Source organism: Psychrobacter piechaudii, from assembly GCF_900162825.1.
Lineage (GTDB): Bacteria > Pseudomonadota > Gammaproteobacteria > Pseudomonadales > Moraxellaceae > Psychrobacter > Psychrobacter piechaudii.
Genome location: NZ_FUGE01000169.1, coordinates 1 through 5,748 on the forward strand (window position 1 = coordinate 1; position 5,748 = coordinate 5,748).

Annotated in this window: 4 protein-coding genes; 2 read left to right on the forward strand and 2 right to left on the reverse strand. The window is 43.1% G+C overall.

The genetic code is table 11. From position 1 onward, the window contains the following. Positions 1-113: 113 nt before the first annotated feature. The gene (gene der / locus A1019T_RS09510) at positions 114-1,535 is read right to left on the reverse strand and encodes a ribosome biogenesis GTPase Der (RefSeq protein ID WP_077451444.1); all 1,422 of its coding nucleotides are present in this window, start codon (positions 1,533-1,535) and stop codon (positions 114-116) included. 399 nt (positions 1,536-1,934) lie between these two features. Here der and A1019T_RS09515 point away from each other — a divergent pair, with 399 nt between their 5' ends. Together A1019T_RS09515 and A1019T_RS09520 are read left to right on the forward strand one after the other, a co-directional pair. Then, entirely contained in the window at positions 1,935-2,642 is a 708-nt protein-coding gene (locus A1019T_RS09515) for a hypothetical protein (protein WP_077451445.1), read from the forward strand. 110 nt (positions 2,643-2,752) lie between these two features. Next, entirely contained in the window at positions 2,753-4,600 is a 1,848-nt protein-coding gene (locus tag A1019T_RS09520) for a monovalent cation:proton antiporter-2 (CPA2) family protein (RefSeq protein ID WP_077451446.1), read from the forward strand. Positions 4,601-4,628: 28 nt separating this feature from the next. On the opposite strand, the gene A1019T_RS09525 is transcribed toward A1019T_RS09520, so the two are convergent. Next, positions 4,629-5,570: a DUF2628 domain-containing protein gene (locus A1019T_RS09525; protein ID WP_077451447.1), complete on the reverse strand. Its 942-nt coding sequence runs from the start codon at positions 5,568-5,570 to the stop codon at positions 4,629-4,631. Positions 5,571-5,748 lie beyond the last annotated feature (178 nt).

Sequence of the window (5,748 nt, forward strand, 5' to 3'; positions counted from 1 at the left end):
TTCCCTTTAAGCCGACACTCAAAAACGTGTCGGCTTATGGACAAGCTGCAAAAAACTAAGCTGTTTCAATGATTTAGGCAAGCTCTTATCCCGAACTCAGGTTAAATTAGCAACTAGCGCTTATGCGACCCTTTTTTGTACTTCATATCACGGCGTTTCTGACGGGCCTCTGATACTCCAGGTCTTTGCTTTTTGGAAGAAGTGGTTTTCTTGCCAGCATAAGGGTTGGTGTTGAGCTTAAATTCAACCCTTAATGGGGTTCCTTCTAACTTAAATACTTTGCGGAATTCGTTTTCCAAATAGCGTTGATAGCTCTTTGGTAACGAACCGGTCTGATTACCATGGATCACAATAATCGGTGGATTATGGCCACCTAAGTGAGCATAACGTAACTTGATGCGGCGTCCCCCTGACATAGGAGGCGGATTGGCAGCTACCGCATCTTCTAGAATCTGAGTCAAACGGCTAGTAGAGACTTTGAACATCGAAGACTCATAAGCTTTATGAATCGAGGGATATAAGTTGCCTACGTTGGTGCCATGTAGCGCCGAAATGAAATGCACTTTGACATAAGGAATAAAGCTAAAGCGGCGATCAAGCTCGAAGCGAATCAAGTTTTTTTGATCCTCAGACAGACCATCCCATTTATTAATTGCCACCACGATAGCGCGGCCTGCGTCAAGCGCATAGCCTAGCATATGTAAATCTTGGTCAACAATGCCTTCTTGCGCATCAATAACCGCCACCACCACATTAGAGTCTTTAATCGCTTGCAAGGTTTTAATAACCGAGAACTTTTCTACTTTTTCATCGATACGGCCACGGCGACGGACACCTGCTGTGTCGATAAGGACATAGCTCTTGCCGTTACGCTCATAAGGGATATAAATACTGTCGCGTGTGGTGCCAGGCATGTCATATACCACTACCCTATCTTCGCCTAGCATACGGTTTACTAAGGTAGATTTACCCACATTAGGACGACCAATAATGGCAAGCTTTAAACCATCTTGCTGCTCTTCCTCGACATCCTCAGGCATATCTTCAGTAAGGTCATCTAATAAGTTGGCAATACCACGACCATGACTGGCGGTCATTGGATATGGCTCTCCCAAGCCTAGAGCATAGAACTCAGCGGGAGCGGCATCGTGTACCCCATCAATTTTATTGGCTACCAGATACACAGGCTTGCCTAGGGTGTGTAGCATTTTTCCGATTTCAGCATCTGCGCCAATCATACCGGCACGGGCATCCACCACGAATACAATAATATCAGCTTCATGGATGGCAGTATGGGATTGGGCAGACATATAGTCGTCAATACCACCACGACCATCATCAGCTTCACCAATACCGCCAGTATCAATAACAACAAAGGATTTGTTGTTATAGGTAGCATCACCATACTGTCTGTCACGGGTCAGACCGGACAAGTCAGCGACTAGTGCCTGACGCGTTTTGGTCATTTGGTTAAATATTGTCGATTTACCCACATTAGGGCGACCTATTAAGGCAACGACAGGTTTTATGGACATTTTTTATCTCACTTGGTTTTACAAGGCGTTAATAATTGAGAATGAATTCAAAGTACTTTATAGTCAATTAATTAAATTGGAGGTTGGATAACCACGGTTTTTAGCAATCTGTCACGGTCTAAGCTTAATAAAACTATTATTAATAGCAGCTTAGCCAATGAAATTAAAGTTGAGTTATTACAAGTTAATACTTAAAATAATTTCCAGTTTGTCAAAAAGATCAACTACTCTTTATCAAAGCCATGGGTTATATAAGGGCTTTAAAGAAAAATATCGACTGCTTTCTACACTAAAGAGTGTGGCTAAAATAATAGAGCGCACAGCTTATAGTAGTGCAGTTAGATTGCCCAGTTATGATAACATGGTTTTAACTCTCTTAATAATGAACCTATAGCAATTATGTCAAGACGATCTGCCCCATTTGTCGCTCCAGAAGATATTATCCAAGATCCTTTATCAAAGGAGGGTAAGTCGCTGGCCAAAGAGTTACTTTCTACTTTACAAGCAGACATTGCTGCTTTTCGAGCAGATCAATTTCCCCCAGATATCCTGCGACAAGTCAGAGATATGCCTATATATCAAGGTAATAGAGACGAGGTAGCCGCTTATCATAAACGTTGGCAACCTTTAATTGACCGTGCCTTAAGTTTTTACCCAGCCGCTTATTTACCGCCTGATAACCTACCCTTACCTGCCAGCTTGGAAATACCGCAGTTTATTTATCATGTACAGCGGCTACATTTAACTAAAACTCGAGCCAAAGAGTCTAAAAACTTTGGCTCCGTTGGGGCTTTAATCGACAAGTGTGGGGAGTTTACTGAAGCTGAGTGTTTGCGTCTAGAAAAAGTCTTTGCAAACGATGAAACCGCCCGTTTGGTAGTTCATAGAGAATTTATCGATCTTCGGGCTTATGTTTTTTGTAAAAATGATAAAGGTGAATTACTAGACCCTGAACGTATTAGATTTTATCGTACTGGTCTAATCATTCACGCCCTGCCTGATTTTAAGATTGTGGATAGCCGTCAAAAGCCGCGCAAACGGCGCAATGATGCTTATAGCAATCCTTTGGCTGATAATGGGGTTTGGAAAGTCTATAAAAAGCGATGATAGTCTTATAGCTATTAATTATGGGCTTAGTAGCTTAAGGCTCAGGTTACCTCCTAACTCCTTACAACATATTAATATATGAAAAATAGCACCACTAAAAAGGACCGCTAATGTTTGCAGCCTCCCTCGTTCAACCTAGCTTAATGCTTCAAGCCACTATATTCTTAGGGGCGGCATTATTATTAGTCCCACTGGGTAAACGACTTCACATCTCTACGGTTTTGGGTTACTTGATTACTGGGTTATTGCTTGGCCCAAGTGTCTTTGATGTGGCCGGCGATGCTGAAAGCTTGATGCATTTCTCTGAGTTCGGCGTGGTGATGCTACTTTTCGTTATTGGTCTTGAGCTTCAACCCTCGAGGCTATGGGCGCTACGCCATTCTATTTTTGTTTTTGGCGGTCTACAAGTTGGGGTTACCGGCCTGTTATTGATGGCCCTTATTTTTCAATTTACCCCTCTCCAACTAGATACTGCCTTTATTGTTGGCTTCGGTTTGGCTTTATCCTCTACCGCTTTTGTGTTGCAAGTGCTGACTGAAAAAGAGGAGCTGTCCAGCACCCATGGCCGTGAAGCTTTTACCATCTTGCTGTTTCAAGACATTGCAGTCATTCCACTGCTGGCAGCCATTCCCTTTTTATCTGGGGTCCGCGAACAGACTTATGACTTAATTTATTTTGGTAAAGTAGTGGCAGTATTTGGGGGATTATTCCTAGTTAGCCGCTATGTGGTACGCCCCTTCTTTAAGTTTGTAGCCCTAAGTGGTGCCAATGAACTCATTACCGCTGTGGCCTTATTTATTGTGATGGGGGTGTCTATATTGATGGGCCAAATCGGTCTGTCTATGGCCCTTGGAGCATTCTTAACTGGGGTATTATTGGCCGACTCTGAGTATCGCCATGAGCTTGAAGCCAGTATTGAGCCTTTCAAAGGCCTACTTTTAGGTCTGTTCTTTATGTCAGTGGGTATGTTAACTGACGTTAAGCTTATCTTGGCACATCCCGCCTTTATTATTGGGGCAGCCATTGTGTTAATGATTATCAAATTTGGGGTAGTCACTGTTATTGCTCGCCTGCTAGGCAACCGTTTACCAACCAGTATTCGTCTGGGGGTGACCTTGGCCCAAGGGGGTGAGTTTGCTTTTGTGTTGTTTAGTACTGCTGCCAACCAAAACGTACTGAGACCTGAGCATGCGAATCTGCTTACCCTAATTGTGACCATCTCTATGGCCCTAACCCCTATTGGGTTTATGCTGCTTGAGAAGTTTGGTGAGCCTAGGTTTGCAAAAAGACAACCGGACCGAGAGTACGATAGTATTCCTGACCATGAACACCCAGTTATTATTGCAGGCTTTGGCCGTGTCGGTCAGATTATTGGCCGAGTGCTACGCATGTATAATATCGAATTTACCGCCATTGAAAACTCTGCCAACCAGGTCGATTTCGTGCGTAAATTTGGTAACCAAGTCTATTATGGCAACCCCCAAAACCCGCAGATATTAAGAACTGCAGGGATAGAAAAAGCCCGAATATTTATCATTGCTATTGATGATGTGGAGCGTTCAATTGCCACCGCACGCTATCTACATAACCACTATCCGCATCTAAAAGTCTTGGTGCGAGCTCGAAATCGAGCTCACTATTATCGTTTACGCGAAATAGGCATAACTCATATCTGGCGTGAAACTTATCTGTCATCCCTTGATATGTCGCGCGAGTCGTTAGAGTTATTGGGCATCTCCCCAGAAAAAGCACGGGAAACCATTACCGCCTTCCGTGACTACGATGATCAGCTACTAGAACAGCAACAAGCCATCTACGAAGATGAGGCTAAGCTTATTGAGTCAGTAAAGGCCTCAATGATGGAGCTTGAAAGTCTATTTGATTCCGATCACAGTGAGGGTAAGAAGCTTGACTTAGAAGAGATTGAAACCGCGGTGGGGCTCTCTAAGAAGTCTTAGTTTAGATACTATTATCTATTACTAACTATTAGCTACTAGAACAAATTGGAGGCTTCCTCTTCTCATTTAATGAGGTAATGCACTGCCATCTTTCCTGCTTCTGCTCAGAAGGACGATACATAATGTAGTTTTGTCCATTTAAATTACGATTGGGGAAAGGAACGTTTTGTATGGTAGCAATCAGCACACAGCTACTGGGCTTATTACCCAAAGCTGGCGTTTGCTCTACTACCTCAAAATCTAGGTTCTCTCCCACCTCACTGGGCTTGTAGTCAATAGGGCATTTGCCTTGAGACTGGAATTGTTGCTCAATCTCTCCGGTTGCTATGCGGGTCTGCATAAAGGTATCTTGAATTATGCCATGCTCCTTGGGCTGAGCATATAACGGCAGAAAGCGATTTTGAATGACAAACAATAAAAATATAAAAATACCAAAAGCGAATCCAAGTCCCACTAGACTGGTTCCCCCCTCCTTATTTAAGTGCGCTTTTTGCTGTTCCGGCTCTCTTGGATAATCAGCTAAGACATCGGCTATCTCACGCCGTGCCATGCGATAATAATAAGCATCGGCCCATCTGCCTACCATAATTGACCAAAACAACCAGATAACAGCGGCGATCGCAATGCGGGTGAACATTTGATAGGCATCTGGCACAAAAGACATGAAAGCATATTCAATAGCCACTAAGGCAATGACCACATTCAACTGAATAAAGGACCAGCCTGCCACAGTATAAACAATACAATCCAAATAGCGCTTACGATATAACAGCCAACCAAAAGTGGCAAAAAAAGCAGCCCAGTTCCACTTAGCCGATAAATAGCCTTGTGAATCAAATTCAGAAAAACGTTTTAAATAATAAGCTTGTGAGCGATTGCCAATGAACCACTTATCAAGCTGAGTACGTTTTTCATCAATAATTTGCTGTTGATAAAATGGGGGTGGCGAAGTTTCTTCAATAAACAACATACCAATTTAACCTTATATGACTCATCAGCGACCCAAGTCGAGACAAACTTTGACGGCTTGCACATCGTTTTATCCAGCGTTGCCGTAAAACCACCCACTTCAGGGGGTGGATATAAGGCAACTCCGTAGTTATGCTTACGCAAAGAAAGCTGTTTAGTGTGGCGTATTTTGCTGTTCA